Origin of the sequence: Microbacterium sp. T32 (assembly GCF_001619615.1) — a bacterium.
GTDB lineage: Bacteria > Actinomycetota > Actinomycetes > Actinomycetales > Microbacteriaceae > Microbacterium.
Window position 1 is genome coordinate 247,251 of the sequence record NZ_LQQP01000012.1, and the last position, 24,015, is coordinate 271,265.

At 68.0% G+C, this 24,015-nt stretch carries 28 protein-coding genes; 18 read left to right on the forward strand and 10 right to left on the reverse strand.

Annotated features, from left to right (window positions below; genetic code table 11):
* Nucleotides 1-38: 38 nt before the first annotated feature.
* The 18 genes from AVW09_RS07385 to AVW09_RS07445 all read left to right on the forward strand — a co-directional run bounded on the left by AVW09_RS07385 (nucleotide 39) and on the right by AVW09_RS07445 (nucleotide 10,994).
* Entirely contained in the window at nucleotides 39-455 is a 417-nt protein-coding gene (locus AVW09_RS07385; RefSeq protein WP_156496003.1) for a helix-turn-helix domain-containing protein, read from the forward strand.
* An 8-nt stretch (nucleotides 456-463) separates the two neighbouring features.
* A complete protein-coding gene (locus AVW09_RS07390) occupies nucleotides 464-679 on the forward strand; it encodes a hypothetical protein (RefSeq protein ID WP_156496004.1) in 216 nt (71 codons plus the stop codon).
* Between the two features lie 2 nt (nucleotides 680-681).
* The gene (locus tag AVW09_RS07395; RefSeq protein ID WP_063257445.1) at nucleotides 682-1,002 is read left to right on the forward strand and encodes a WhiB family transcriptional regulator; all 321 of its coding nucleotides are present in this window, start codon (nucleotides 682-684) and stop codon (nucleotides 1,000-1,002) included.
* A gap of 63 nt (nucleotides 1,003-1,065) precedes the next feature.
* Nucleotides 1,066-1,191, forward strand: coding sequence for a hypothetical protein (locus tag AVW09_RS18345; RefSeq protein WP_269454555.1), 126 nt, complete (start codon nucleotides 1,066-1,068; stop codon nucleotides 1,189-1,191).
* Nucleotides 1,179-2,198 carry a hypothetical protein gene (locus AVW09_RS07400; protein WP_063257446.1) on the forward strand — a complete coding sequence of 340 codons (1,020 nt, stop codon included), beginning with the start codon at nucleotides 1,179-1,181 and terminating at the stop codon, nucleotides 2,196-2,198. The genes AVW09_RS18345 and AVW09_RS07400 overlap by 13 nt, the downstream gene beginning before the upstream one ends.
* A gap of 63 nt (nucleotides 2,199-2,261) precedes the next feature.
* A complete protein-coding gene (locus tag AVW09_RS07405; protein ID WP_063257447.1) occupies nucleotides 2,262-3,161 on the forward strand; it encodes an AAA family ATPase in 900 nt (299 codons plus the stop codon).
* 22 nt (nucleotides 3,162-3,183) lie between these two features.
* Entirely contained in the window at nucleotides 3,184-4,173 is a 990-nt protein-coding gene (locus tag AVW09_RS07410) for a hypothetical protein (RefSeq protein ID WP_063257448.1), read from the forward strand.
* Between the two features lie 3 nt (nucleotides 4,174-4,176).
* Nucleotides 4,177-4,335, forward strand: a complete 159-nt coding sequence (locus AVW09_RS17625) for a hypothetical protein (protein ID WP_156496006.1) — start codon at nucleotides 4,177-4,179, stop codon at nucleotides 4,333-4,335.
* Entirely contained in the window at nucleotides 4,335-4,484 is a 150-nt protein-coding gene (locus AVW09_RS17630; RefSeq protein ID WP_156496007.1) for a hypothetical protein, read from the forward strand. Before AVW09_RS17625 ends, AVW09_RS17630 begins: the two co-directional genes overlap by 1 nt.
* Before the next feature lie 188 nt (nucleotides 4,485-4,672).
* Nucleotides 4,673-7,270, forward strand: coding sequence for a bifunctional DNA primase/polymerase (locus tag AVW09_RS07415; RefSeq protein WP_063257449.1), 2,598 nt, complete (start codon nucleotides 4,673-4,675; stop codon nucleotides 7,268-7,270).
* Nucleotides 7,263-7,667: a hypothetical protein gene (locus tag AVW09_RS07420; protein WP_156496008.1), complete on the forward strand. Its 405-nt coding sequence runs from the start codon at nucleotides 7,263-7,265 to the stop codon at nucleotides 7,665-7,667. The genes AVW09_RS07415 and AVW09_RS07420 overlap by 8 nt, the downstream gene beginning before the upstream one ends.
* Nucleotides 7,660-8,046 carry a hypothetical protein gene (locus AVW09_RS07425; RefSeq protein ID WP_156496009.1) on the forward strand — a complete coding sequence of 129 codons (387 nt, stop codon included), beginning with the start codon at nucleotides 7,660-7,662 and terminating at the stop codon, nucleotides 8,044-8,046. Before AVW09_RS07420 ends, AVW09_RS07425 begins: the two co-directional genes overlap by 8 nt.
* The gene (locus AVW09_RS18445) at nucleotides 8,043-8,519 is read left to right on the forward strand and encodes an NUMOD4 motif-containing HNH endonuclease (RefSeq protein WP_082822861.1); all 477 of its coding nucleotides are present in this window, start codon (nucleotides 8,043-8,045) and stop codon (nucleotides 8,517-8,519) included. Before AVW09_RS07425 ends, AVW09_RS18445 begins: the two co-directional genes overlap by 4 nt.
* Before the next feature lie 8 nt (nucleotides 8,520-8,527).
* Complete coding sequence (locus AVW09_RS17635; protein ID WP_156496010.1) at nucleotides 8,528-9,238, forward strand: hypothetical protein; 711 nt, start codon at nucleotides 8,528-8,530, stop codon at nucleotides 9,236-9,238.
* Entirely contained in the window at nucleotides 9,231-9,746 is a 516-nt protein-coding gene (locus AVW09_RS18450; protein WP_442922739.1) for an NUMOD4 motif-containing HNH endonuclease, read from the forward strand. The genes AVW09_RS17635 and AVW09_RS18450 overlap by 8 nt, the downstream gene beginning before the upstream one ends.
* Nucleotides 9,743-10,288 (forward strand): hypothetical protein, encoded by a 546-nt coding sequence (locus AVW09_RS07435; RefSeq protein ID WP_063257453.1) that lies wholly within the window; start codon nucleotides 9,743-9,745, stop codon nucleotides 10,286-10,288. Before AVW09_RS18450 ends, AVW09_RS07435 begins: the two co-directional genes overlap by 4 nt.
* Nucleotides 10,285-10,500, forward strand: coding sequence for a hypothetical protein (locus AVW09_RS07440; protein WP_063257454.1), 216 nt, complete (start codon nucleotides 10,285-10,287; stop codon nucleotides 10,498-10,500). The genes AVW09_RS07435 and AVW09_RS07440 overlap by 4 nt, the downstream gene beginning before the upstream one ends.
* On the forward strand, nucleotides 10,497-10,994 hold the full coding sequence (locus AVW09_RS07445) for a hypothetical protein (protein ID WP_063257455.1): 498 nt from the start codon (nucleotides 10,497-10,499) through the stop codon (nucleotides 10,992-10,994). Before AVW09_RS07440 ends, AVW09_RS07445 begins: the two co-directional genes overlap by 4 nt.
* A 59-nt stretch (nucleotides 10,995-11,053) precedes the next feature.
* Here the strand turns inward: AVW09_RS07445 and AVW09_RS07450 are convergent, their stop codons facing one another.
* The 10 genes from AVW09_RS07450 to AVW09_RS07490 all read right to left on the reverse strand — a co-directional run bounded on the left by AVW09_RS07450 (nucleotide 11,054) and on the right by AVW09_RS07490 (nucleotide 23,907).
* Nucleotides 11,054-11,299, reverse strand: coding sequence for a hypothetical protein (locus AVW09_RS07450; RefSeq protein ID WP_063257456.1), 246 nt, complete (start codon nucleotides 11,297-11,299; stop codon nucleotides 11,054-11,056).
* 40 nt (nucleotides 11,300-11,339) lie between these two features.
* Nucleotides 11,340-12,638, reverse strand: coding sequence for a hypothetical protein (locus tag AVW09_RS07455; RefSeq protein ID WP_063257457.1), 1,299 nt, complete (start codon nucleotides 12,636-12,638; stop codon nucleotides 11,340-11,342).
* A 13-nt stretch (nucleotides 12,639-12,651) separates the two neighbouring features.
* Nucleotides 12,652-13,059 carry a hypothetical protein gene (locus tag AVW09_RS07460; protein WP_156496012.1) on the reverse strand — a complete coding sequence of 136 codons (408 nt, stop codon included), beginning with the start codon at nucleotides 13,057-13,059 and terminating at the stop codon, nucleotides 12,652-12,654.
* A complete protein-coding gene (locus AVW09_RS07465) occupies nucleotides 13,056-15,059 on the reverse strand; it encodes a peptidoglycan-binding protein (protein WP_063257459.1) in 2,004 nt (667 codons plus the stop codon). The genes AVW09_RS07460 and AVW09_RS07465 overlap by 4 nt, the downstream gene beginning before the upstream one ends.
* Before the next feature lie 69 nt (nucleotides 15,060-15,128).
* Nucleotides 15,129-15,845 (reverse strand): hypothetical protein, encoded by a 717-nt coding sequence (locus AVW09_RS07470; protein WP_063257460.1) that lies wholly within the window; start codon nucleotides 15,843-15,845, stop codon nucleotides 15,129-15,131.
* Complete coding sequence (locus AVW09_RS07475) at nucleotides 15,845-16,525, reverse strand: hypothetical protein (RefSeq protein ID WP_063257461.1); 681 nt, start codon at nucleotides 16,523-16,525, stop codon at nucleotides 15,845-15,847. Before AVW09_RS07475 ends, AVW09_RS07470 begins: the two co-directional genes overlap by 1 nt.
* Nucleotides 16,522-16,656 carry a hypothetical protein gene (locus tag AVW09_RS18350; RefSeq protein ID WP_269454556.1) on the reverse strand — a complete coding sequence of 45 codons (135 nt, stop codon included), beginning with the start codon at nucleotides 16,654-16,656 and terminating at the stop codon, nucleotides 16,522-16,524. Before AVW09_RS18350 ends, AVW09_RS07475 begins: the two co-directional genes overlap by 4 nt.
* A 14-nt stretch (nucleotides 16,657-16,670) precedes the next feature.
* Nucleotides 16,671-18,926, reverse strand: a complete 2,256-nt coding sequence (locus AVW09_RS07480) for a hypothetical protein (protein ID WP_063257462.1) — start codon at nucleotides 18,924-18,926, stop codon at nucleotides 16,671-16,673.
* Nucleotides 18,923-19,822: a hypothetical protein gene (locus tag AVW09_RS17640; RefSeq protein WP_063257463.1), complete on the reverse strand. Its 900-nt coding sequence runs from the start codon at nucleotides 19,820-19,822 to the stop codon at nucleotides 18,923-18,925. The genes AVW09_RS07480 and AVW09_RS17640 overlap by 4 nt, the downstream gene beginning before the upstream one ends.
* Nucleotides 19,822-23,907 (reverse strand): phage tail tape measure protein, encoded by a 4,086-nt coding sequence (locus AVW09_RS07490; protein WP_063257464.1) that lies wholly within the window; start codon nucleotides 23,905-23,907, stop codon nucleotides 19,822-19,824. Before AVW09_RS07490 ends, AVW09_RS17640 begins: the two co-directional genes overlap by 1 nt.
* Between the last annotated feature and the right edge of the window lie 108 nt (nucleotides 23,908-24,015).

Below are 24,015 nucleotides of genomic sequence, written 5' to 3' on the forward strand. Positions count from 1 at the left end.
AGGCGGCAACCTTATACGAGTACCGAGGAGGACCGCCCGTGAGGCCGACCGAGCAACCGAAGACGCGTGGAGCGACGCGTCAGTCGGTTCGTGCTGCATGGCGAAGGCACGGCGGCCGCACCTCGGAGGTTGCTCGCCACTTCGGCGTGAGCGAGCGCACCGTCCGTCGATGGGTGGTCGGGTGGGGGATCGCCGACGCGGCTCCCACGCCCCGGCTGCGCGACGGCTTCACGCCCGGCGTGCTCGATTCGCTCCGCCACGGCATGCCGGCGCTCTGGGCCGTGGAGGGCACGCCTCACTCACAGAAGGCCACGTCCGATTGGGCGACCGCTCAGTTCCCCGAGCGCGCCGTCGAGAGCAAGGAGTGGCGGCGGGTGTGGCCCGCGATCCTCCACAACCCCACCCTGCGCGCGCTGCATGAAGAGTTCGCGCCCAAACGGAAGGTCACACTCTGATGGATAGCGTGCAAAAACAGGTGGACGCCGTGCAGGCGTTCCTCGCCTGGCGGCGAGAGCAGGGGCGGGAGAACGCCCTCGACCAGGACCTCATCGCGTGGCGCGACCACCTGACGACCGTCGCGCGGCTCGAGCAGCTCAGCGCCGTAGAGGGCATCCTCGCGGACGAGTTCGAGGCAGCCGGGCCGGGTCTGGTCGAGAAGCTGCGGGCGGTGCTGTCGTGAGCATGCCCGCTAAGCAGCGCCTCCCGGAGTTCGCCGAGGCCCTTGACCTCGCCCGCCACGACGCGAGCGCGCCGCAACCCCGCTGCGCGACGCAGGATCCCGAGAAGTACACCGGCGACGTGCCGCCCACCCGCGCCGAGGCGCGCCGGCTGTGTGAGGGAATGAAGCCGTCGGAGAAGTGCGACCTGTTCGAGCTCTGCCGAAGGAGCGCCCTCCACGAGAAGCCGAAGTGGGGCGTTCACGGCGGCATTGTGTGGGACAACGGGCGCCAGCTTCACCTTCGCCGAAAACTTCCCGCAGAAAGCCTTGACCTCGCCGCTTAGACACGTATATGGTCAAACCATCACCAAATACGGTGCTAATCCCCCAAGGTGAAGGAGTGACAAATGAGCAAGACAGGTGGCCCCTCCAGGAGGAGGAAGGGCGCGAGCAAGCGCCCGACCGGCGTCGCCAACCGCGACACCAAGATCCACGCCCACCCCAAGTACAAGGAGCGCAGATGGACACGCTGACCAGCCCCCCGGCGCGTTCCACGGACAGAGCGCTCACCGATCAGGACGTGCGCTACCTCACCGTCCAGATGATCAACGCCGAGACCGAGCGCGACCGCCAGGTCCAGCTCGGAGCCTCGAACATCTCCAACCCCTGCGACAACTGCCTGGCAGCCGAATTCGCCGGACACGATCGCAGTTCCGAGTTCCGGGAGCGCCCCTACTTCGGGCGCTCCCTCGGAACCCTCGCGCACAAGGGCATGGAGGAGCGCCTCCCCATCGCGCGCCGGCTCTACCCCGGCGCACGTGCCGAGAACGCGGTGGTCTGCGGCATCGCCCCCGGATACGGGCCCATCCCCGGCCACTTCGACCTCGCACCCACGGGTGCCCACGTCCTCGACTGGAAGTTCCTCAAGCGCCAGCAGGCACTCGTCATGATCGACTTCCGCGAGATCCAGGCGGGCCGCGAGCCCATCTACGGCCGCCGCCACAAGGAGATCGAGCGCGCGGGGGAGTGGGTCCACCTCGAGCTGGATCCCAAGAAGGGTCCGCAGTGGGTGAAGGTCACCCGCCGCGCTGCGAGCACCGAGCTGTCCGAGCGCGACTACAGCGAGCTGCTCCTCGAGGTGGAGCACACCTACCAGCACTACTACGGCCAGAACGTGCTCTACCAGCGCGGCATCGGCGCACGCCGAGGATCCGTCGTCGTCATCAGCCGCGACGGAACCGGGTTCTTCGACAACCCCCAGTACGACCGGTACGACGACCCCACCGCCGTCCACGACATCAACGTCTTCTCGTTCGCCTACGACGGCGACTACGCCGACGCCCTCCTGCAGCGCGCCGGCGACATCTTCCAGCTCGTCCAGGCAGGCAAGCCGGTTCACGAGTTCAGCTCGGCGCCGCACTGCAAGTTCTGCAAGGCGGCGACCCAGGATCTCAACCGGATGCCGGACCTCGACTTCGTCGACGTCTTCGGTGCCCCCGTCGACGTCCCCGAGGAGGTCGTCGCACAACTCGTCGCCTGACGCACGCATTTTGCGTGCAAACCGCCCATAGACTTCCCGCCCACGGAGAGAGGAACTCCCACCATGACCGAAAACGTCACCCAGCTTCCGGTGCCCATCTGGGCCGCCGACGTCGCCGCCACCGAGGACTTCGGTGAGCCCGGCTCCATCCTGATCCACGCCGAGCCCGGCCGAGGTAAGTCGCGAGCCGCACTCACGATCGCCAAGGTCCGCGGTTTCGAGCGCGTCGCTGTGCTCGACATCGACAACGGAACCGAGGTGCTGCTCAACGACCCGGAGCTGCGCCAGAAGTACGCGCAGGGCCTCATCACGATCATCAAGATCGACAAGACCAAGCCGGACGCGTTCGTGAAGTTCCACAACTACTTCTGGGACATCATCAACAACGGCAAGGCGTACGGATTCAACGCCTTCATCATCGACACCGCCGATGTCGCCCAAGAGGTCGCCGCCGAGTGGTACCTCGCGAACACCATGAACGACTCCGGCACCGCACTGGACAGCCGCGCCGCGTGGGGCAAGGTCTCCGAGTGGACCTCGAAGATGCTCTGGGCGCTGCAGAACCACCCCACCATGCTCGGCATCACCGTCAACCACACCAAGGTCGACGAGAAGGAGGCCAAGAAGACCGGCGTCTCCACCCTCAAGCCGAAGTACGCCGGATCCGTCAAGGACACCGCCGCAGGCATCCCGTCGATCGTGATCTACATGACGAAGGAGACCACCGAGGACGGGCGCACGAACATCATCGCCGACATGGGAGGCGACGCCGGTGCGATCTCGAAGCAGCGGTACAGCTCCTTCCTCCCGAACCGCCTCGAGAACTTCTCGATGCCCCTGCTGTACGGCCTCATCCGCGGCGAGATCACCCTCGACGCGTCGCCGGCCATCCCGACCATCCAGACCGACATCGCCGCAGCCGCGGCCCAGACCCAGCCGACCGCACTCGCGGCCACGGCCTGAACCCAGAGAGAGGAACCGAGCCATGAGCTTCACCCCCGAGATCGACGACTACGCAGCCCAGGCCGCCGAAAAGGCCGCCGAGGCGCTGCCCTCCGGCGACTTCCCGCCCGTTCCGAAGGGCGCCTACCAGGCGATCATCCTGGAGAACAAGGGCGTCGAGGAGCTGACCAAGGACCCGACCAACCGCAACTACGGCAAGAAGGTCGTCAAGCTGCACGTCCAGGTCGACCAGAACAGCCCCACCGCCGCGGGTCGCCACTACTTCGTGCGCGTCCCGCTGTTCTCGCGCTTCGCGCCCAACCCCAACGCGAAGAACGACGAGTCGAAGACCATCGGCGCGCCCGCCCGCATGTTCTTCAACTTCTTCCAGAACGTCATGGGCGTTCCCCTCGCCGACATCCTCGCGAAGAAGCCGCTCCCCTCGAACGTGGAAGGCCGACGCCTGACGATCATCCTCGGCGCCCCGAAGGCGCCCGACCAGCACAACGCGCTCGGCTCGAACGAGATCGACGGCGTCGACGCGCCGCAGGACGACTTCGCGAACACCCCGACGCTGCTGCCCGGGGCGACCGTCGCGCCCTGGCTCACGCCCGAGGGCGGTCTGAACCCGAGCTGGACGCCCCCCGTGCAGGGCGGCGGCGTCCCCGGCATCGGTGGCGGCGTGCCGCAGCTCCCGGGTGCGGGCGTGCCTGGCATCGGTGGCGGCGTTCCGCAGCTCCCGGGTGCGGGCGTGCCGCAGGTCGCCCCGCTGCAGACCGGCTACGCTCCGCAGCCCGGCGGCGTCCCCGCCTACGCCGGCGTCGCGCCCACCGGACACCAGGCCGCCCCTCCCGCCGGGTACGCCGCCGGCGGATCCTTCCCCGGGCACGTCGTCCCGCAGGACACACCGCAGGCCCCCGGCACGCCCCTCGCCCAGCCCGCACAGGTCCAGGTGCCGAGCACCGTCCCCGCCGCGTGGGCCGGACCGGCCGCCAGCGCCGCCCAGGCCGCCGTCGCCGGAACGGGGTACTGAGCCATGGGCACCCCGATCCTCGAGTTCCTGGCATCCCTCCTCATCGAGGGCGAGCACGACGGCGGCTACGTCGTCGACCGCGCGCCCGAGATCACCGACGAGGGGGAGCTCCTCGTCACCGTGAACGGCGCGGACTACGCGATCAAGGCGGAGGCATTCTGATGGCCACCGGATGCGTCAAGATCACCGGCTACCTCACACCCGACGACGACGAGCTCGACGACAACGGGGACCTGACCTCCGAGGCGTGGGAGAAGTACGCCGAGCACTTCCTCGATCTCGAGGACTTCACCTCCGAACCGGAGGACTGATCCACCCGGGCGGGGAGCTCCCACTCCCCGCCCACCCCGGGCCGGCAACGCGGTTGCCCGAATCGGAGTAGCGCACGGGCGATCCAGCCCACATCATTGGGTGCGCTCTGCTCCTCGGTCTGGAGGTTCGACTCCTCCCTGGTCCACCACCCCATATCCACCCCACCAGCCAGGAGGCGACGAACTACGTGACGGGCTTCAACACGGTCGCCGACCTCTACCTCGAGCGCGGCTTCCTGCCGATGCCAGTGCGCGCGAAGCGACCGGTCCCGGTCGGCGCCACCGGCCGCAACGGCACCGTCACACCGGAGAAGGTCGCCGACTGGGCCGCGAACGGCTTCCGCTTCCAAGAGGACGGAGAGTGGTACACCCAGCCCGCCGAGACCGCGAATACGGCGCTGCGCGCTGGCCCTCTCGAGGTCCGCCTCGACGTCGACGCGTACGGCGACAAGCAGGGCGACCTGCAGCTCACCGAGCTGGAGGCGAAGCTCGGCCCACTGCCGCTCACTCCGTCTTCCACATCGCGCGGTGCCGACTCGCCCGCGCGCCAATACTTCTTCCTCCTGCACGAGCCGATCGAACTGGTCGGCAAGGCCGCGGACGACATCGACATCATCCAGGCACGCCACCGCTACAGCCTGGTCTGGCCCTCCACGAACCCCGACGCCGACGGCGCGCCCTACGCCTGGTACGACGCCGAGGGCGCGCCGATGGATGGGCCGCCCGACATCGACGACCTCGAGTACCTCCCCGAGGCCTGGGTCGACTACTTCCGCCTCCCTGACGCCGAACACTCTCACGGGTCGCGGCAATGGGACGGGGAGATCCCCGCCGTGGCATCCGCCGACGAGGAACGCAAATTGCGTGCAATCGTCTCGATGCTGCAGGAACTACCCGACGTTCACACCCCGGGATCCGGCTGGCATGACACCGTCGTCCGTGCCGCCGGCTGGCTCGCCCGCATCGCCCGCTCCAACGCCTACGCCCTGACGTTCGACGGTGCCCGCGACCTGCTCTTCCAGCACACCCCGCTGGACGAGTCGCAGGGCGGCGCATCCGACCTCGAGGTCCAGTGGCAGTCGATGGTCCGCGCGACGGAGGGGCAGTACGAAGAGCCCCCGACGGTCACGCGTCCGCTGCTCGAGTGGACCGGCTTCCCCATGCAGATGCCCTACCCGGCGATCGACGGGCACCCGTTCGTCGCCGTCTGGGCGCACACCCCCGAGCCGCACCTCGCGCCCAGCCACCGCCGTGCGATGATGGACGCCCTGCTCGCCGCGGGCGTCAACGAGACGGAGGTCGCCACCCTCGTCTGGCACTCCGGCGCCGCCAAGGCCGCGCCCACAACGTTCGGCGGGATGGTCATCGACGACCCCCACGGGAAGGCGCTCACCCTCGACGAGCTGTGGGCCGAGGTTGACGCAGCCAAGGCCGGCCCCGAACCCACCGAGTCCGCTCCGCCCGCCGTCGTCGAGATGCCCGTCGTCGCGGCACCCGCCCCGCGCCGCCTATCATTCCTCACGCCCGAGGAGCGCGAATGGGCCGAGGCGCGCGACTGGTTCGGCTCCCGATTCATCATCTGGGCACAGAAGACGTTCTCCACCGTCAACCTGCCGTACTACCGCATGAATCGGTGGGTCGTGCTCTCCATCGTCTTCGGCTCGAAGGGCGTCCTGCCGAAGAAGGGCGCCATGGACCGCCCCCTCAACCTCTACACATGCACCGTCGGACGCACCACCTCGGGCAAGTCGGAGGCCCTGCGCGCGATCAAGCAGATCATGCGCGCCTACTACCTCGCGGCCGACAGCCCCGACATCGGCGGCAACCACACCAACGACTCCCTCCCCAAGACCCTCATCGAGCTCGACGGCAAATCGACGTGGTTCAACCTCGACGAGGCGCACACCAAGATCCCGATCTGGCGACGCCCCGGCAATTTCAGCGAGCTGCCCGGCATCATCACAGCCGTCTACGACGGCGAGGTCGGCAAGGTGTTCCGCAACACCAACGCCGACATCTCCGGCAAAGACGCCCGCTCGTACCTCACCGTCTCGCTCATGGGCACCCCGCAGGGCATGGCCGATGTGATGGGCCCCGAGGACTGGGAATCGGGCTTCCTCAACCGCTTCGTCTGGGCGATCGGCGATGCACCCGATGACTCGATCGCGACGATGGCCGGCGACTGGGTCGGAGAGGACGACCTCGAGGACGACGAGGCCGTCAACAGCGGCAAGCAGATGTACCAGCAGTGGGCAGCCGAGTTCGGGTCCGCCGTGATGAAGGTCGCCCGGCAGGACAACAAGCCCGTACGGATGAAGATGCCGCGCGAGGTCATCGACAGGCACAAGACGTTCGTCGCCGACCTCGCCCGCATCGGCCACCACGGCCCCTACGCTGACAGGCTCAGGCCCACCTTCCGACGCCTCAATGAGACGATCCTCCGCTGCGCCGCCCTCGTCGCCCTCTCAAGCGGCCGCGCGCGCATCGAGATCGGCGACCTGCTCGTCGCCCTCGAACAGGCGGAGGAGTGGGCGACCAACATCCTCACCATGGTCGAAGCCACGGACGAGAGCTTCCGCACCCGCGAGGTCAACATGATCGAGCGCGCCGTGCTCGACAACGGGGGCGTCATGCTCCTCCAGCAGATCCACGGCCTCCCGCGCTTCCGCAACCGAAGGCGCGACGTACTCGACCTCATCGAGGAACTCATCGCGCAGGGACGCGCGACATGGATGGACGGAACGAAGACGACCCTCATCGCGAAAGGAGTGGTGACCGGTGGCTAATCACTGGAAGGCCGTGAAGCAGGCCGACGAGATCTACCACCGTGCCGACCGGCTGGACCCCGCTCGACGCGCTCGCGCGGTGGAACTGCTGGGCACGCACGGACTCTGGTCCCTCGCCCAGATCTCTGCGATCAGCGGCGCTCGCATGCACGAGGTCCGCCGGGTCGTCGTGAAAAAGGACTCCACCGGTGGCCGATTCAACCCCGGCACTCTCCCGTGGATCCTCGAAGACTTCGCCCTGCGCGACCGCGGCGAGACCAACGACGTTCTCACCGCCCGCATCGTCAACGCCGGCACCAGTGAGCTCATGCTCGCCCGCCTCCTCGACGTCTCCGTCGCATCCATCCGCTCCCAAGTCCGCCGCGGCCGCGCACGCATCGAGGTCGGCAATGTCTGAGGTCCGACCGCTCCCGATCTTTCCCCCGGTGTGGGTCGAGGGGCGCGACGCACTGCTGCGCGAGGCGAAGGCCTCACTCAACCTGCCGTTCAAGATCCTGCCGTCGCCGGCGGCCGCCGCTGGGCCCGCGCGCGTGCTGGCGTTCGGCGCTGTGCCGGACTTCATGTGCGAGTTCGTCTACATCCGTCCCGAGAACGTCGATCGGCTGGAGTCGGTGCGAGGAGCCCTGGAAGCCTGCCTCACCGCGCCGTCGACGCATCCGGGCGTCGTCACCGAGGAGCGGTGGTTGAGCGCTGTGATGGGCGCTGAGGTGCGGCTGGTGGCCATCGAGCCGCTCGTCAAGGAGCCCACTCCGGCTCCGTCGGTGAGGTTCTATTGAACGAGCTGTGGCGCCCCGTTGACGGGTATGTCGGGGCATACGAAGTGTCGAGCGAAGGTCGCGTCCGCTCGCTGGACCGCCGTGCCATTAATGGGCGCCGGCTCGCCGGCAGGATTTTGGCGCAGTCGATCCGCAAGAAGGATGGGTACCACCAAGTCAGCCTCACCGCAGATGGTCATCAACGAAGCCGACTAGTGCACGTCTTGGTCCTTGAGGCGTTCGTTGGTGCGCGTCCCGAGGGGCTCGACGCGTGTCATAACGACGGCAACCCGTCGAAGAACACCCCGGGCAATCTGCGCTGGGACACGCGCAGCGCCAACGTTCTCGATCAGGTCACTCACGGCACCAACGTGAACGCAGCCAAGGTGCGTTGCAAGCATGGCCACGAGTTCACGGAGTCGAATACCTACGTCTGGCGAGGCTGGCGCATGTGTCGGACATGTAGGCGAAACGCTGACGGGAGGCGAAAGTGATGGACGCCATGGCCATACCGGTCGGGCTCGCCGAGGTCGAGGAGTCCGACGTCGAGCTGGACGCGGCCGGCGGGCGATCGAAGCCCCGGTATCCGATGGACCCCGACGAGCTGGAGCGCGTCTACGACAGGGTGCGCGCCTACCGCGCCGAGAAGAAGGCGCAGAAGGAGGCGAAGGAGCGCGACAAGGCCGCCGATGCCACCACCACGATCGAAGTCGTCGAGTTCGCGCACGAGCTGGAGGACCCGGCTGCCGCGTCAGGGGCCGTAGGCACGCTCGCCCGGCGACTCCTCGGTCATCACTGGGAGGTGGAGATCTCGCGATCGGTCGTTCACATCCCGGCCGTGCTGTACGCCGCCGACAGCGACGAAGGCGACGAGGACCCGCACCTCGCCGGGGACATCCGCTACGAGGAGCACGACCTGGAGACCATCGTGATCCAAGCAGCGAAGCGCGCAGGCGGTCAGATGCTCGCCCTGCAGGGGACGTGGGAACGGAAGCACCGGGAGGGGAAGAAGCCGACGTCCGACTTCAAGGGCGCACGCACCTACGATCCGATCCTGGGCCAGGAGTGGCGCACCACGCAGAAGACGCCGCGCAAGCCGCGCGATTGGGAGGCGTCAGAAGGCGTGAGCGGACCGCTTGGCTTAACTCAGTGGCTCGATCTTGTGGCGCCCCCGAGTGGAAAACCGAAGGACGGAGGTGGGGAAAGTGATTGAAAACTGGCGCGATCTCCCTGGCCTCGAGGGGTATTCCGTGAGCGACACGGGTCGAATTCGCAGCGACGCTCGTATGGTCGATGGGCCGAGGGGCGGCACGTGGCCAGTGCGAGAGCGGATCCTCAAGATGCGCTCCGACGCTGGTGGATACCTCGCGCTGACAATTCGTGGCCACAGGGTGTACGCCCATCGCGCCGTACTCACAGCATTCAAGGGGCCATGTCCGCCCGGTCAGGAGGTCCTCCATAGCGATGGCAGCACTGAGAACAACTCTCTGAGCAACCTGCGATGGGGGACCCACTCCGAGAACACCGCGGACTCGGTTGAGCATGGCACTCATCGCAACGCGCGAAAGGTTGCATGTGCCCGAGGTGGACACCCCCTCTCGGGAGACAACCTCTACGTCTGTCCGCGTGGACGGCGCGAGTGTCGCGCGTGCCGTGCGGAAAGCGCTCGAAGGTCAAAAATCCAAACTCACGAACACCCAACAGAAGGAGAATCGCAATGACCATCACGCTCGAAGAAATCCTGACGAACCCGTTCGCGCAACCCGAGCTCGAGGAGTGGGAGCGGCTGCTCGCCCTCGATGACCTCGAATTCCACGATGAGGTCACCGAGGACTTCTACCAGACGACCTCGTACCGGAGCCCGTTCCTGCACCCGCGGGTCATCGAGCGGACCTGGACGACCCTCAACCACGCCCTCATCCGCGTCGACGGAGAGATCAAGGTGCGCGCCGAAGACCCCACCGTCTCGGCCGAGGCGTACAGGCGAACCGTGAACTACCGCGCCATGGTCATCCGCGTTCTGCTCATGCTCGAAGGGCACCCGAACTGGCCCGTCGGTGGCTCACGAAGCAAGCGCTCCGAGGGCCAACACTGGCGCCTGGTCGCCCACCGCCTCGCCGAAGTCATCGAGGGAGGGCCGGACGACGACGCGCTCGACGAGCTCATCGCCGTCGAAGACATGACCGTCCGCGCGTGGCTCGAGCGCCGCCGCATCAAGGACCCGTCCCGTCGTCAGGTGCCCGTCAAGGAGGACTCGCAGTGAGCCTCGACCCCCGAACGATTTCCGACGAGCAGGTCGAAGCGGTCGCCCGTCGGCTGTACCCCTACCTGTGGGATGGCGTCTTCGAGACGGGCCTGGCGCGGGTGTCGATCTTCACCCCCGAGCAGGCCCGAGAATCCACTCTCGCGAAACGCCAGGACAAGATCGCTTTCGTCCGCCGCGTGCTCGAGGCGTGGCTGGAGGAGGCGCCGTGACCCGCCTCCTCGCCTTCGACCCGGGGGAGACGACCGGATGGTCGCTCTGGTACTACGACCCCGTGACCCCGCTGCAGCTCCTCGAGCACGGGCAGATCGGCGGCGGCCTCCGCGGGGTCGGGGTCTTCGCGAAGCGGTGGCTCGACGAGCGCGAGTGGCCCGACGAGATCGTGACCGAGCTGTTCATCGACGACAAGCGCACCGAGCGGCCCAACGTCACGCCGCTGCGCGTGGAGGGAGCGCTCGACGCTCGGTTCGGCGTGGAGGGCATCCCGATCGCCGGCCAGCGGAACACGGCGAAGGCGAACGCGCCGGACGACCTCCTCAAGGCTCACCAGCTCTGGTTCGTCGGCCAGCCGCACGCGACTGACTCGGCACGCCACGCGATCGCGTTCCTCAAGGCTCGGCAGCACCGACCCACGGTGCGGCGCTTCTGGCCACCCCGGACTCGATCTGCCGCCGTTCCGGTCTCGACGTTCGCGCCGGCGGCGTGAAATAGCACGCAAACAAGAAGGCCCCCGAGCTCAACGAGCCGGGGGCCTTCTTGTGCGGGTTACTCGCCCGCGTAGGCCTCGGTCGGGGTGTTCGCCTGGGCCACGAGGAAACCCGAGCCCGCGAGGAAGACGTAGACCGCGTTCGCGACCAGGAGGGGTTCCGGGAGGTCGACGCCGGGGAGGACGCCGTAGCCGACGGCCGCGGCTCCGAGCGCGAGGCCCAGGCCGGCGAAGCCCTGGTAGATGCGCTTGCGGATCTTGCCGTCCGGGACGACCTGCTCGAGGTTGATCTTGGGGATGCTCATGCTCTCTCTTTCGCTGGGGCTGGGCTGACGGCGGCGGAGTCTAGAGGATGCGGAGATCGGACCATCGCCCGCCGGACGTGAAGAACGAGAGCATGCCCGAGGTGGCCTGGTCGCCCTTGAGGTTGGTGAACCACGAGCTGCCGCGGTCGCTGGAGGGGCCGACAAAGATCCAGCGCTCGTCGCCCGCCTGCTGCACCCGGAGGGAGTGCCAGTGGCCGACAAGGAGGATGTCGGCCTCGGAGACCGGCAGCCGCCCGAGAGCCTGGCCCTTCCACCATTCGGCGATCTTGTCGGGGGAGGAGGTCTGGTGTCCGTGGACGGCTCCGATGCGCGTGTCGGCGATGTCGAACGCGAGGGACTCCATGTGCTTCTCGGGCGTCTGGACGATGACGTGGCCGAATGCCTTCGGATTGAGCTTGAGCGCGTTGCCGAGGATCTTTGCCACCGCGAGGCCGTAGTCCGCGTGCGCGTCGCCGCCGGGAGACTTGGGGCCGGTGCGGAGGGCGCCGTGGTTGGAGCTGACCGCGGCGTAGCGAAGCTCGCGCGTGTGCGGCGCGAGCATCTGAATGCCCTGCTGCATCAGGTACATCGCCTCAACGACCTGATGGGGCAGGTCGAGGTCGTTCGTGGCGATCTGAGTGGTCGTGTTGTAGATGTTCTCGATGATGTCGCCGGCGTCCACCATGGCTACCTGCGACGGTCGCTCCTCCCGCACGATCTCGGCGGCGCGGGCGAAGGAAGCGAGCACCTGTTCGGCCGTGTCCGCTGACCCGCCGCCGATGTCGACCTTGCCGGTCTGCAGGTCCGTCGGCATGATCACGAAGCCGGCGTCCTGGTAGGCGCGCGTCGAGGGGATGAAGTGGAAGCCCCGGATGGCCTGCATGACCTCCTCGTGGCTTACGAGTGCCTCACGGACGGCCTGGGGCTTGAGGGTGGCAGAGAACTTGTTGGCGTAGAGGGTCTTCGTCTGCTGCTCGCGCGTGTGCTGCATCCAGACGGAGTGCCCGACCGAGTAGGTGAAGTCGGCGGGATCGAGCCCTTGGTCTCGGAGGTCATCAAGCCACTCCTCGAGCGGGATGATCCGGTCGACGGTCTTCTTCATCACGACGTTGCCGTGGTCGTCGCGCTCGAAGGATGCCGCGACGGTCTCGGGCTGCTCGGCGGTGTCGCGGCCCGGGTACCGGCCCTCGGTGGCGAGCCTCCGATACTTGCTCACGAATCCGGCAGACACGCCCCATTCCGAGGCGATCGAGTTGCGCGTCCTGTCCCGGTCGATCAGGTCGGCGTAGAAGCGTTCGTCTCCGACGATCTCGGGCAGGGCCTTGTAGTGCTCCGTCATGGGCACCTCTCGGTCAGGGAGCGATCCGCTCGATGATTGCGATCTGCTGTTGGTACTGGGCGATCTGGTTCAGCACGAGGAAGCCGGCGGTGATGATCGTGCCGACCGCGGCCACGATGCTCCACCAGGGGGCCTTGCGGGCCTCCTTCTTGGAGGCGCTCTCCTTGAGGATGAGGATGTCCAGGTCGATGCCGGTGAGGCGGGTCTTGATCCCGACGATGTCGGAGTCGTGCCCATCGACGCGGCCGTCCAGCTCCTTCACGTCCTCGCGGACGGCGCCGTTCGTCTGCTCCTGCAGCGCGATGTGACGCTCGATGGCACCCTTGAGGCCCGCGATGGAGTCCTTCATGGTCAGGACCTCCGCATAGACCTGCTGCGGCGGGATGCGGACGCCGCCGCCGCCGTCGCTCGCGTCGCTCACGACCACAGCTTCGAGAGCAGGCCTCCGAGCGCGCTCCAGCTCGCCTTGATCTGGTCGAGCAGCTTCTTGTCGACCAGCACCTTCTCCGGCTCCGGGGTCGGCTCGGGCTCCGCGTCGGGAGTGCGCGTGACGGGGAGCTGTCCGTACTCCCCAGCGACGGCGCGCGTGAAGTCCACGGTGTCACCCCACTGGCCGTTGGACCACTGCTGGAGGTGTGCGCGCGCGTCCCACTGGCCACCCGACCACGCGTAGGTCTGGAAGCCCCACGTGATCTTGCCGGCATCGAACGCGGCCTTGATGATCCGGTAGCCCGCGTAGAGGCCGACGCGCTCTCGGCCGATGACCGAGGCGGCCCCGTCGAGCGCGGCGAGGATCTGGGCGAGGTCTCCGTCCGCGGCGTCGAAGTCGACGTTGAAGTAGATGGGGTAGTTCGACAGGCCGAGCGACGTCAGCAGCGCCTCCGCCTTCCGCGCGACCACCACGCCGGCGTCGCGGCCGCCCAGGAGCTCGCGGCCGTCCTCCTCGTAGATGAACCACACGGCGATGCCTGCCGCGCTGAGCGCGTCGAACTCGGGGCGGGTGATGCCCTTCGAGTTCGGCCACAGGTAGCGGCCTGCGTGCCGGATGCCACGCGAGTAGAGCATGGCCGGGTCGGGGCGCGCGAAGGAGTAGTCGACGCCGTGGACCGACCCCGCGGGCGGGAAGGCGAGGCCGTCCGAGGTGCTGCCCCAGATGCCGTCCTGGTCGATGCTCTTGGACGCCTGGAAGGCGATCACGCCGGCGCGGTCGCGCGAGTAGCCGAGGGAGGCGAGGAAGTCGCCGATCTGCGCAATAGAGCGGCCCGTCCGATTGTCGATGCCCTCCGAACCCGAGGGAGTCGGGGTCGGCGTGGGGGCGGCAGTGAAGCGGCTTCCGTGGTTGAGGAAGTTCTGCAGCGCCTTGATCGTCTGCACGCCCCAGTCGCCGTCGACGTTCACGCTGAGTGCCCGCTGGAGTGCCTCGCGGGTCTTGGGCCCGATCTCGCCGTCGAGGTCGTCGCCGGTGAATCCGAGGGCGGCCTGGAGGGCCTTGATGGTCTTCGGGCCGAGTTCGCCGTCGACGTCCTCGCCGGTGAACCCGAGGCTGATCTGCAGGGCCTTGATCGTCTTGGGGCCGAGGTCGCCGTCGAGCTCGAGCTGCTCGCTGGTCGGGAAGCCGACGGCGTCGGACGCCGGGCCCCAGATGCCGTCGGGCTCGAGGCCGTGGGCGCGCTGCCAGTCAGCGACCTTGGCCGTGGTGTCGGGGCCGTAGATGCCGTCGGGGTTGGCGCCGACGAGCTGCTGGACCTCGGAGGTCGGGCGGCTCGTGATGTTGCGGCCGACCTTCTCGGCGGCCTTGGACTGCAGTGCGGCGCGAGTGGCGGGGCCGCCGATGCCATCGACCTTGAGGCCGTTCTTGCTCTGGAAGTCGCGGACGGCCGCCTGGGTCTGCGATCCGTCGTAGCCGTCGACGGTGATGTCGTAGCCGACTGCACGCAATTCGTTCTGCAGTGCCTCGACGTGCTCGGCACCGTACGCGTCTCGTGCGGGGAAGTCCGAGCCGCCGCTGATGCGCGCTGCGAGGAACGCGAGGGGGTCGACCTGGCCGTAGTTTCCGAAGTGGAGCTGACCGGGGGTGATCTCGAAGTGGAGGTGCTTGCCCTGGGCGCTGCCGCTGGAGCCCATGACGCCGACGGCGTCGCCCTCGTTGACGTAGGTGCCGTCGCTGACGAGGGAGCGGGCTTGGTGCAGGCTCTTGGAGAAGAAGCCGTCGTGCTGGATCCACACCTGATCGCCGCCGTTGGACCAGCCGGCCGGGGCACTGCCGGAGCAGCGCACGATGCCGCTGGCGACGGCGCGAATGATCTCGAACCCGACCATGTCCCCGCCGCGGTGGTAGGTGGACGCGTTGCCGGATGCCTCGCGCGGCCCGAACGGGCTCGTCACCTCAGGGCGGTTGGTGGAGCCATTGGGGTAGCGCATCGCGATTCCTTCTCTCGGCGGGCTTTGCGCCGCGGAGTCTAGGGGTGGGCTTTCGGCAATCCGCCTTCCCTACGCGGTGGTCTCGTACTGGTAGGTGACGGACAGCACGGAGTTCTGTCCCCACGTCGCCGGGAACGTCGGCCCCATCCAGCGGGTGACGCGGGAAGCGTCGCGGAAGATGATCTGGTGGCGGGGGGTATCGACCGCGGGGGACAGGAGCGGTGCGCTCGTCACGGCACCCCGGTAGATGGTGCCGCCGATCTGAGCGATGGCTTCGCCGGCGCCCCAAAGGCTCGTGGTGAGGATTCGGCCCGCGGGGTATCCGGGAACGGTCGGGAGAGTGGGTCCCCATCCCGTGCTGCCGAAGTCGGTGGTGGACCCGAAGATGAGGACGCCCGTGACGGTGATGACCTTGCCATCGACCCAGTAGCACCACGCCTGCTGCCCGTTCCCTGGTCGAAACGTCTGGGCGGAGTTGGTCGCCCAGTCGGGCGTGTATGACTGGGCCGCGATGGTCCGCGTCACGCGCCACCCCGCGGATCCGAGCGTTTCGATGAGCTTGAGGTCGCTGCGGTAGATCTGGTCGCCTGGGGCGAGGCCTTCCGTCGCCTTGACCGCGTCAACGTCGGCGGCGGTGGCGACGAACCGCCGCCGGGCGCGCGCGCTGTCGCTGCGGCCGGCGATCGCGGCATCCGCGGCTGCGCCCATGATGGAGGGGGTGATGTGCCAGTCGATCGGATCTTCCGGTCCCGGGAGCCAGACCGCGTTGGGCAGGATGCTGCCCATCAGCCACGCCTCCATCGGAGGTTGAGGCTGAGGACGTCGGGGGCCGCCCACGCGAACGGCTGGTCGGTCTGTAGGTAGGCAAGCCCGCCGGCGGATGCATCGAAGAGAGTCGCGGCCTGCGTGAAGGGGTTCGTGCCCATGCCGACGACGACACCGGTGTAGTGGCGGTCGGCGGATGCGTCGTAGGCCGAGCACGTTCCGACGGAGGAGACCGATCCGTTAATCCACGTCGGGAACGGCAGGACCAGCCGCGCCCCTGCGCCGCCGCCCGGCATGGTGGTCGAGCTGCCGAGGATGAAGCTGCCGGTGAGTGTGATCATGTCGCCGGCGACGCTGTAGAAGAAGTTCGAGGTGCCGTTGCCGTTGTTGATGCCGGTGTGCGCGAGCGGCCACGCGATCGGCTTCGTCGTGCGGACTACCTTCCACGCGGCGCCGTCGTACATCTCCCACCAGGCAGTGTCCTCGACGAAGACTTCGTCGCCGTTGATCGGTGGCGTGGTCGTAGCCAGGTCAGTCTTCTCGGTCTGGTTGGCGACGGTGTAGCTGCGCGGCTGCCGCTTTCCGACGCCGAGGCCGCCGATCGCGTCGGAGAACGACTTCGCGACGTCTTGCATGAGCTTGGCGGGGTCGACGAGATCCTGCGAGTCGGGGACCTTGACGCCGTTGGGCAGCGTGATCATCGCGTGGCCCCCTGGGCTAGGCGCTCGAGCGCGGTGATGCGGCGCTCGTAGTCCGCGATGCGTTCCTCGAGCTTGCGCTCCCACTCCTTGGATTCGGGTCCGAGGTTGGCCTTGGCTCCGTCGAGGGCCACGGTTCTCCTTGTCGTCAGGCCGCGGGGGCGGCGAGGTCGAGCGGTCGGATTGCGTAATCGTGCAACGTCATTCCCGCGTAGTCCGAGGCGTACTGTGCGAGGGTGCGGTTCTTCCCGGGCATGTCGCTGAGGCGGGAGAGTTTAGAGCAGGTCAACGTGCCCACTCCGTTCGCGTAGGAGACGCCGTCCACCCGGAAGACGTTGCCCTCCCAGGTCACGAGGGAACCGGCCGCGGCGGCCCATCCGCCGAGGAGGCCCATGGGCATCTGAGCGGTGAGTGTGATCGATGGGCCGGAGGTGCGCTGTGCGACCCACGCGGCGGCGTTGTAGACCTCGCCGATGTTGCCGATAGCGACGTTGGTGACGGTGCTGCCAGTCTCCACTCGGGTCTCTCGAGGGCATGCTCCAGAGGGGAGGGTGACCTCCGTCGGTCTGGTGGTCACGCCCGCCCCGAACAGGCGGAGCACGGCGTAGTCGCTGCTGTTGCTCGATTCGCCGATACGGAAGGGGCCTGCCACGCCGGGGATCGCTCGGCTGGGGCCGGTGAGGGTCATCGTGGCGACGCCGTCCGTGACGGAGACCGTGAGGCGGCCGCCATAGTTGGTCCACTGCACGGGGCTGACTGGGTACCCGTCCTGCGCGGTGATGTAGTAGCGGCCGACGGTGCCGGCCTCGAGGTCGGCGTAGCCATCGAGGTACTGCACGGCCGGGACGTAGATCCCTCGGGCGACCTTGGTGTTGTACCAGGGGCGAGGGGAAGCGAGGAAGCGGATGCCCTTGGGGACGGGCAGGTTGACGACGGTCGTCTGCCCGACGTCGACGGAGTAGATCGACGTCGCACGCCAGGCCTCCGAGCCCGTGATATCGAGGGTCTTGGTGCGGTGGTTGGTGACGACGACCGCGCGCGCTACGGACGCGCCAGAGATCGTTCGGCTCGCACTTGCGCGGCCAGTCAAGTCGATGACGCGGACGCCGGGGCGGCGCGCGATGATCCCGGAGGGGGTGGACGCGAGCTCCACGCCCCGGGCAGAGCAGACCTGCTTGACATAGTCCCAGAGCTCGCCGTCGAAGGGAGCGATGGGCGAGCCTGCTGCGAAGGAGGCGCCGGCGTCTGGGGTGATGGCCGGGTTGAGCGCGTAGTCCGTTCCGATGAACGAGGCCCACCGGTCGGACGTCGAGCTGGCCACGACGAGGTCGCGGAATCCCTGACCGGCAGTGCTCTGCTGGATGATCCACTGCTTCGAGTAGAGGGTCGCGAGTTCTCCCACGAGCGGCTGTGATGTCGCCGTGAGGGTGCTGCTCTGCCCGGCGCTGGATGCCGCGACGGCTCGTACCCGGAGCGCGCCGCCGACGGTCGCGATCTCGATGCACACCGTGACCGGGCGCGTGCGGGCGAGAGCCGCGATCTGGCCCGTGGTGGCCGTTGCGGTCTGAGTCGCGGCCGCGGTGTCCTGGCTGAGGACAGTCACCGTCAGGGCGCCCGTCGTCGACACGAGGTTGCTCGTGACGGAGATCGACGTCGTGTTCGCGATGTTCGAGTTGTCGCCGATGCGGCGGAAGCTCGGGCCGAAGCTGACGGAGAAGGTCACCGGGGCGATCGAGGTGTAGGGGTTGATCGTGAACTTGATGTACGTCCGCTCGCGTGTGTGTTGGACCGTGCCGCCGATCACGCGGCGCGGGAACCCAGCGGCGCTCCAGGTGTTGGCGGCGGCGTGCCGGCTGATCTCCTGGTAGAGCACCGTCTCGCCGCCCTCGCTGGCGTAGTTCGGCGACCCGTTCGCCGAGAGGAGGCTGCGGTCGGCGGTCTTGGGGCTGAGGATGTCGCCAGCGGAAGAGACGCCGACCGTGTGACCCTGCAGGGACCAGTAATCGTCGCCCGCATTCGGGCCTGTCTGCCGGAGGAGGCCCGCGGCCTGGCAAGCGACGTCGAGCGCGCTGAGGGGCAGGCCCGTCTCGATTCCGGGGATTTGCATCCGACTCGAAATGAACACGCCGAAGGCGGAGTCGGTGTTGAGTGTCGCCTGCGTAGGGCCGGTCATCCCGACCCGGTTGACGGTTTCGGGAAGGGCGGTGTCGTAGCCGGGCACCGGGTGTGCGAGCCCGAGGCGGTTGCCGTCGACGAGGTCGGTGTCCGGGGTGCGGATGACGCTCAGGGTCGCGTCTCCGATCGACGTGGTGGTGTCGCTGACGACGAACGGCGTAACGGTCTCCGTGACCGACCAGTCCTGGATGTTGCCGAAGCTGCCGCTGCCTGCGTTGGTCGCCTTCATCCCCAGTCCCCGATCTCGACGAGCTTTACCGAGAAGCCCTTGGATCGCAGCGCGGGATCCCGCGGTGCGTACTTGAGCGTCTCCGTGATGCCGCCGGCGAACCGCAGGCCGCCAGCTCCCTCGCCGGAGACGAAGGGCTGGTTGTCCGCGACGATTGTGGCGCCCTCGGGGACGACGATCGCGCGCATGGCCGCGAGGGAGATCGTTGAGCTGGTGGCATCCGTGCGCGCGAGGAAGATGTCGACGAGACGGTGGCCCGCAGAGTACGGGAAGAGGTTCGTGGCTTGGAGGGAGAGTGCCCCGGTGGTGTCGGCGGGGGCGAACGTGGTGGTCGATTGGGTACCGTTGGCCATGGTGGATCGCACCGCGACGACGGCAGATCCCGTGCGCCAGCCGTGGCATCCGAAGGCGAGCTGGTAGCCGGGTGGGATGAGGATGGTGAAGCGGCGCGCGGGCGTGGCGTCCGTGCTGAGGTTGGTGGGTGCGTACGTGACGGTGCGCGTGGGCAGGCCGAGGAGGCCGGGGCTGGCCGTCGGCGCGCCGACGCGGGGCGCCGTGTAGATCTCCGGCCAGTCACCATCGGCGATAATCCCGGGCGTCGCCCAGGCGGGGGAGAGGAGGTTCGTGTCGGCGGCGAACGGGTCGACCCAGTAGAAGGGGCCGGGTCCCCACACGCCATCCAGAAACTCCTTCACGACGCGGAAGCTCGCCGGATTCTGGGTGGACCACTCGGCGACGCCCTCGCGGTGGGAAGCCTTCGAGTCGTCGACGTAGACCCCGCCGCCCTCGAGGGCGATCAGGTTGGACCGCTTGACGTTGGACCAGGCCATCCCGACGTCGGGGGCGGGGATGTAGGTCTGCTTCTGGCGGTTGCCGAAGTAGATGGTGCTGGCCATCAGATTCCTCTCGAGATGCTGGCGTTGCCAGCGGATGCAGTCTTGGCCAGCGCGCGACCGTCGGCCCAGAGCATGGCGGGGCGTTGCGCCACCGCGTCGGCGATACGCTCGACCGACTCCTGGGCGAGCGAGATCGGCGCGCCCAGGCCCCCAGGGCCGGCGCCGAAGAAGTTGCCGGTGCCACCCGTTGTGCCGCCGTTGGCGAAGCCACCGCCCGACCGCCCCGCGGCGTGCCAACGTGCGAGGTTGTTCACTCCGAAGTAGCGGGTGGCCTCCTGCGAGAAGACGAACTCGCCCTTGTGAACGGGGCCGGCGACGTCGTACTTCGCGCCGTCACCGGTGTAGCCGCCGTCTGCGAAGCCGGCGAACGGGTTCCTGATGTCCTCGCCCCAGTTCCAGAAGTTGCTCCAGATCGTGCTGACCATGTACCCCCAGGGGTCGTCTTTGGGGCTGGTGAAGGTGCCACCACCCTCTCGCTCGCGCCCGCTCTTCTTGATGCCATCCGGGATGCCGCGCCCAAGGGCCTCGCCCGCCGCCGTTCCTTGGGCGTAGGCCTCGTTCTGGTCGGCGGTGATGTCGACGTCGATCTTCTTCTCCGCGTTCTTCGCGAGGAACTCGTCGAGGGCGCGCTGAGCGGGGTCGACGTTGGCGTCGAGGGTCACATTGCGCGGGAATCTCTCGATGATGTCGCTGAAACCCTGGAAGGCGGGCGAGAAAATTTCGTTGACCTCGTCGGACGAATAGCCCATCTGCGTGAGCTGATTCTCGAACTCGGTGCGGAGCTCCTGCGCTTTGGTCTTCAGGTCGTCCTGTCCCACTCCGCTGTTCGCCAGGGCGGTGAGGTACTCCTCATACGCCGTCACGAGTTTCAGAACGTTGTCGCGGGCGGCGACCGCGGCGTCCGAGTTGCCGGCCAGGGAGTAGTTGAGCGCGTCCTGCGCGGTGATGAGTTCACCGTTGAGGTTGCTCAGGTCTGCTCGCTTGGCGGCCGCGTCGGAATCGATCTTCGCGATCTGGCTAGCAAGTTCGGACGCGCGAATCGTGTCGCCATACTGGGACGCGATCGCGAGGGAGTATTCGAGGCCCGTGCGGTCGGCGCCGAGGCCGGTCAGCTCTGCTTCGGTGTCGCGAATCTTCCGTCGGAGGTCGTCGACGGACTTGGTCGCATCCGCGGCCTCCTTCCGCATCCGGCTGTACTGCGAGAGCACCTTGTCGTATGCGATGCTGCTGCCGAAGCGGAAGGTGACGGAGTCGGAGAGGATCGAGCCGAGGTCGCGGGCGTAGTCCGAGACTGTGCGGATCTTCTCGCCGAGGTCGTTGACGCCCTTGCCCGCCTTGCGTGCGGAGGCGTCGACGAAGTCCAGCCCGACGGCGAGGGAGTTGGAGGTGATGGTCGCGTCGGTGGCGGCTTTGCCGGTGGCCTCGATTGCGCGCTGAACGGCGTCGATTGCGTCCGCGCTCGCCCCCGTGGCCACGAGCTGCTGCTGTACGCCGAGGAGCAGGTTTGCGAGGAGCTGCGAGTCGCCTCCGGCGGTCTTGGTCGCGGAGCTGATGACGCTCTCCAGCGCCTTCATGTTGTCGCGTCCGCCGGTGCTGTAGATCGAGAAGTCGCGGCCGTGCTTCTGCATCGACTGGCCGAGGGAGAACAGGGCGCCCTCCATGTCGGCCTGCGAGAGCTTGAACTCGTTGGCGGCCGCGACGGCGTCTCGGATGGCGTCCGCATCCTCGAGCATGAGCCCGGCCTGGTCGCCGGTCTTGTCGTTCGTGGTGGCCATCGCATCGGAGAGTTCCTTTTGCGACGATGCCGCATTCAGTCCTTCCGCCGCCATGCTGCCAAGCAGCGTGAGAAGCGGGCCGACACCCGTCGACCCAAGGAGACCGATGATCGCCACCCGTGCTGCCCGAGCCCCGACGGCAGTGGTCTCCAGACCCGCTCCCGCGGCAGCACCGCCCGCGCCGGCGGCAACCAGGGCGGGCGCAGCCTTGCGAGCCTCGACCTGCAGGCCGAACAGGGCGAGGACGAGGTTGACGACCTTCGCGACGGCGGGCGGGAGCTGGCCGTCGAGGCCCGCGACGGCCGTCTTGAGTGCCAGGAGCGACGCGCCGGTGGCCGCGGCACCGCCGACGATCAGCAGCAGCGCGCCGAGGAGTGTGGCGAGCCCCGTGACGATGATGCTGAGGAACTGACCCATCGGCGTCTGGGCCAGGGCGGTGAGCACCTGGAGGACCTTCTGGGCTCCGACGACGAGGCCGAGGAGCGCCTGCAGGGTGGGGCCGCCGGCGGCATCCGCGAAGTTTCCGAGCTCGTTGACGAGGATCTGGATCTGCGCAGCGACGGTGCCCACCGTGACTGCGAATGCCTTGTCCATGAAGCCGTTGTTGACGCCGTCGGCGGCGTCCTGGAACGACTTCTTGACGAGGTCGGCGTTGTTGGATAGCGACAGGAGGACCGGCGCGACGCGCTGGCCGTCGAGGCCGAGCTGGTTGAGTGCCTGGGTGGCGTTGTCGACGCTGGAGAATCCCTCGGTGAAGGCACGGAGCGCGTCGGCCGGCTTGGACTTCCACTCGGCGACGAACTGGTCGACGGTCATCCCCGAGATGGCGGCGTAGTTCCGCAGCTTCGCGCCGCCGGCAGTGACAGCTCCGTCGATGGCGCGGAACATGTCCTGGATCGCCGAGCGCGCCCGCTCCGGCGGCACTTGGAGGGACGCGAGCGCGGTGGCAAGGCCAACGGTCTCCGTCGCGGCGAAGCCCACCTGGCGCGCGTAGGGTGCAATTTCGGCGGCGACGGAGAGGATCTGATCCTCCGTGGCCGCCGATTCGGTACCGGCGAAGCTGATGGAGCGGGCGAGCAGCTCGTAGCCGTCGGCGTTGAGGCCGAGGATGTTGACGAGGCGGCCCAGCCGCAGGCCGGACTGCTCAGCGGCAATGCCGGACAGGGTGGAGAACTTGGTGACCGACTCGGTGTACTTCGCGACGTCCTCGGCCGCGACGCCGAGCTGGCCGCCGACACTCGCTGTCTCTGCGATCTTGCCGAACGTCTCGGGGATCTTCTGGGTCAGTCCGACGAGCTCCTTGCGAAGCTCGGTGAGCTGACCGATTTCGCCAGTGTCGGCATCGAAGCCCGCCGTGCGGCGGACGTCGGCGAATGCTCGCTGGCGCGCGACGGCGACAGCCTCGTACGCGCCGACCAGCGCGAGGAGCCCGGCGCCCGTTACGGTGGCGGTGGTGGATACGTCGTAGAGCGCGTAGCGCTGGCTGATGAGGTTCTCGGTGTGCTTGCCCGTGGCGTCGGAAGCTGCGAGGGCGGCTCGCATCTCTTCGTCGAATGCCTTCGCGGCCGCGCGGTTGTCGGCGGCGATGCGCTGCCGGTTGAGGAGGCGCTCCGCGGCTGCACGCTTCTTGGTCGCGTCCTCCATGCGCGCCTCGGCGTCCGCGGCCTCCTTGACCGCGCGGGCGTTCTCGGCCTCGGTCTTGGCGGTGTCGTTGCTGAGCGACTTGAAGTTCTGATCCCAGGACGACGACGCCGACTTCTCATCCGTCCGACGAGCGGCCCGCGCGCGAGCGCGCTCCGCCTCCGCCGTGCGGTTGATCGCGGCCTCCATGCGCGCCTCGGCGGAGACGGTCTCGGAGGAGAGCTTCTCGCGCTCCGCACGCTCCTGGCGAATCGCGCTGATGATGTTCGCGCTTGCGGCGTCGTCGACGTCGAGGATGTGCTGCTTCTGCTCCTCCGTGAGGGAGCTGAGCGGCTTGGCGCCGTCCTCGAAGGAGCCCGTGACTTTGCCGCGGGCGTTCTTCGCGAACGCGTCCTGGGAGTCCTGGACGGTCTTGAGCGCCTTCTTCCACGCTTCGTCTGCGGTCCTTGCCCCGGCGGCAAGGTCCCCGCCAGCCTTCTTCCCAGCTCCGCCGAGATCGCGGAGCTCGTTCTCCATCTCGACGATCTTGCCGGTGACGCGCTCGAAGTCGCGGCGGAGGTCGGTGTCGAGCTGTTCGCCCAGACCATCGAGGTCGCTGCGGGCTTTCTGGATGCCCTCGAGGACGACCTTGAGCCGAAGCTGCGCGTCCTGACTCAGTCCCTCGATCACGGGCGCGGAGTCTAGAGGTGTCGCTCGTCGGACATCGCTTCGCGGCGCTTGGCTTCCGCCTCGTAGTACGGGCGGCGGAAGGAGCTCAGCGGCTTGCCGGACACGCTG

Excerpts from the sequence above, each read along its gene's own strand:
- AVW09_RS07395 (WP_063257445.1), top strand. The coding sequence starts at position 682 with ATGCCCGCTAAGCAGCGCCTCCCGGAGTTCGCCGAGGCCCTTGACCTC.
- AVW09_RS18345 (WP_269454555.1), top strand. The coding sequence starts at position 1,066 with ATGAGCAAGACAGGTGGCCCCTCCAGGAGGAGGAAGGGCGCGAGCAAG.
- AVW09_RS07400 (WP_063257446.1), top strand. The coding sequence starts at position 1,179 with ATGGACACGCTGACCAGCCCCCCGGCGCGTTCCACGGACAGAGCGCTC.
- AVW09_RS07405 (WP_063257447.1), top strand. The coding sequence starts at position 2,262 with ATGACCGAAAACGTCACCCAGCTTCCGGTGCCCATCTGGGCCGCCGAC.
- AVW09_RS07410 (WP_063257448.1), top strand. The coding sequence starts at position 3,184 with ATGAGCTTCACCCCCGAGATCGACGACTACGCAGCCCAGGCCGCCGAA.
- AVW09_RS17625 (WP_156496006.1), top strand. The coding sequence starts at position 4,177 with ATGGGCACCCCGATCCTCGAGTTCCTGGCATCCCTCCTCATCGAGGGC.
- AVW09_RS17630 (WP_156496007.1), top strand. The coding sequence starts at position 4,335 with ATGGCCACCGGATGCGTCAAGATCACCGGCTACCTCACACCCGACGAC.
- AVW09_RS07425 (WP_156496009.1), top strand. The coding sequence starts at position 7,660 with ATGTCTGAGGTCCGACCGCTCCCGATCTTTCCCCCGGTGTGGGTCGAG.
- AVW09_RS17635 (WP_156496010.1), top strand. The coding sequence starts at position 8,528 with ATGGCCATACCGGTCGGGCTCGCCGAGGTCGAGGAGTCCGACGTCGAG.
- AVW09_RS07435 (WP_063257453.1), top strand. The coding sequence starts at position 9,743 with ATGACCATCACGCTCGAAGAAATCCTGACGAACCCGTTCGCGCAACCC.
- AVW09_RS07450 (WP_063257456.1), bottom strand. The coding sequence starts at position 11,299 with ATGAGCATCCCCAAGATCAACCTCGAGCAGGTCGTCCCGGACGGCAAG.
- AVW09_RS07455 (WP_063257457.1), bottom strand. The coding sequence starts at position 12,638 with ATGACGGAGCACTACAAGGCCCTGCCCGAGATCGTCGGAGACGAACGC.
- AVW09_RS07465 (WP_063257459.1), bottom strand. The coding sequence starts at position 15,059 with ATGCGCTACCCCAATGGCTCCACCAACCGCCCTGAGGTGACGAGCCCG.
- AVW09_RS07470 (WP_063257460.1), bottom strand. The coding sequence starts at position 15,845 with ATGGGCAGCATCCTGCCCAACGCGGTCTGGCTCCCGGGACCGGAAGAT.
- AVW09_RS07475 (WP_063257461.1), bottom strand. The coding sequence starts at position 16,525 with ATGATCACGCTGCCCAACGGCGTCAAGGTCCCCGACTCGCAGGATCTC.
- AVW09_RS07480 (WP_063257462.1), bottom strand. The coding sequence starts at position 18,926 with ATGAAGGCGACCAACGCAGGCAGCGGCAGCTTCGGCAACATCCAGGAC.
- AVW09_RS17640 (WP_063257463.1), bottom strand. The coding sequence starts at position 19,822 with ATGGCCAGCACCATCTACTTCGGCAACCGCCAGAAGCAGACCTACATC.